The sequence below is a fragment of the Moorena sp. SIO1F2 genome, assembly GCF_010672755.1.
In the GTDB taxonomy this organism is placed as follows: Bacteria; Cyanobacteriota; Cyanobacteriia; order Cyanobacteriales; family Coleofasciculaceae; genus Moorena.
Window position 1 is genome coordinate 1 of record NZ_JAAHFV010000594.1, and the last position, 2,217, is coordinate 2,217.

General features: G+C 41.5%; 2 protein-coding genes. One reads left to right on the top strand and one right to left on the bottom strand.

Features of this window, described 5'->3' with window-relative positions; translation table 11 throughout:
* On the bottom strand, positions 1–331 hold a 331-nt coding region (locus F6J94_RS33195), incomplete at its 3' end, for a hypothetical protein (RefSeq protein WP_293048044.1).
* A gap of 355 nt (positions 332–686) precedes the next feature.
* Here F6J94_RS33195 and F6J94_RS33200 point away from each other — a divergent pair.
* Positions 687–1,682, top strand: coding sequence for an NAD(P)-dependent oxidoreductase (locus F6J94_RS33200; protein WP_293048047.1), 996 nt, complete (start codon positions 687–689; stop codon positions 1,680–1,682).
* Positions 1,683–2,217 lie beyond the last annotated feature (535 nt).

Below are 2,217 nucleotides of genomic sequence, written 5' to 3' on the forward strand. Positions count from 1 at the left end.
TCAATAACCAAGCAATAACAGTATTAGGCTTGACATCCAGATAATCTTCTACAAGAGTGGGTAGCCTGTGAAAAGGTAACTGAGTAAAGCCATCAGTTTTAAATCTCCCGAAAATAACGGAGTAGAGCAACAAAGTAGTCACCTCAAATTCAATATTAGGTTGGGTTCCAGCCGATTTGAAGCCTGTGGATAGGGTGCTGCCGACAGTCCTAGTTGAAACAGGAAGTAAACAGGCGTCGTTGTGACGTTTTTGTCCGCGATGTTCACGTTTTATAGAACAGTAGAGAATCGATAACCAGATTCTGTCCCATTTTCTGCCTCTAGCAGTCATAGGTTTGGGGATCGCTAGTCCCCCCTAGGGTATCCTTCGGTCAGAGTTGGACCGGGCTTTCAAGGTGCAGACGTTTACTTGTCCACGTAGCCCCTCCACTAAATGGAATCCTCGCTTCAGTCTCATCCCCTTCAAGGGGATGAGATTAACAACCTTATACAACTATCTTGAGAGTGCAGATACTTGATTAGACGACTAAGGATAGAATCCTTCAAGATGCATCACCACAACAATAAAGGAAGTGTTCTTCACTCGATCAAAACCTTCTTGTACCCCTAGAAGTAGTTGACCTAGTTGTTTGTTTGTGTTAGGTCAGGATCGGGAGTACATAATTGAATTGAAAATCCAAAATCCCATGACCTCTAAGCGGATTTTTATCACTGGTGCTAGTGGCTGCATTGGTCACTACATCACTGAAGCGTTAAGTCTCGACACTGACCATGAGTTGTATTTGTTAGTCAGAAACCCTGACAAATTAAAGTTTGACGACTTGAAGTTTGGCGACAAGGGGCGTGCTGGCATTACCATCCTAAAAGGTGATCTGCGGCAGATTGAAGACTTTGGTGACTTGCTCAAGACAATGAATGCGGCAATTCTGGCCGCAACCGCTTGGGGAGGTCAACACGAAACATTTGATATTAACGTTGTCAAAACTATCGAGTTAATCAACTTGCTTGACCCTACTGTTTGTGAGCAAGTAATTTATTTCTCTACTGCTAGCGTATTGGATAGGAATAACCAATTACTCAAAGAAGCTGGTGAACTTGGAACAGAATATATCTATTCAAAATACACTTGTCTGAAGCGCTTATCCCAATTAGCGATCGCTCCTAAGATTACTACCGTCTTTCCTACCTTGGTACTGGGTGGAGACGAAACTAAACCCTACTCCCATCTGTCATCGGGACTCCCAGATATTGTCAAATGGATTAACTTGATTCGTTGGTTTAGAGCTGATGGCAGTTTCCACTTCATCCACGCCCAAGATATTGCTCAGGTGGTGCGATACCTGATTGATCATCCTCCCTATCAAGGATTGAGTGCAGAAGCAGAGTGGATGTCTAGCGGTAGATTGGTTTTGGGTTGTCAGCCGTTGAGTGTCAACCAAGCCGTAGAAGAAGTTTGTAGGTATCTTGGTATTCAAATTTATTTTCGCCTACCATTGTTTATCTGGCTTGCCAATATCTTTATTGTGCTGTTCCGGATTCAGATGGATCCTTGGAGTCGGTTTTCCTTGAATTACAGACATTTTATTTATCAAAACCCCGTGAATCCAACCACCTTTGGTTTACAGACTTACTGTCCTACACTTACTGACCTTCTCAAAGTTAGTGGCATTAGCAGAGATTAGATTTTTCAAATCGTGACACTTTAAACTAGAAACAGGACTCCTAGTTAAGTTGTCTTTAAGTTTTCCATTGCTGAAATATAAATTATGCTTAATTTTAACATAACACCATCAAATGATCCATAACTCGGCTCAAGTACCCTAGCTTAATTCTTTGATAGTCTTAGGATAAACGACGCGATTAACCGAGGTTGCTCTAACTCACAGGGAGCAGGTCTTGCGTTGCAGAACATTTGTACTATGTACCATTAGAGCAAGCTTAAACCCATGAGGGGGCTATAGATAATGTACAAATATTCTAGACATCTCCAAAAATTAACCTCAAACCCTTGTAATGCCTGGGTCAAAACCGATTTTATGGAGATGTCTTCTGCATAATGACATGCTCCCCCTATTACCTATTACCCATTACCTATTACCCATTACCTATTACCCATTACCTATTACCCATTACCTATTACCCATTACCCAGATTTAGTACAAATGTTCTGCATAAGTGACATGCTCCCTAACTCACAAATTTATCTGAATAAAATAA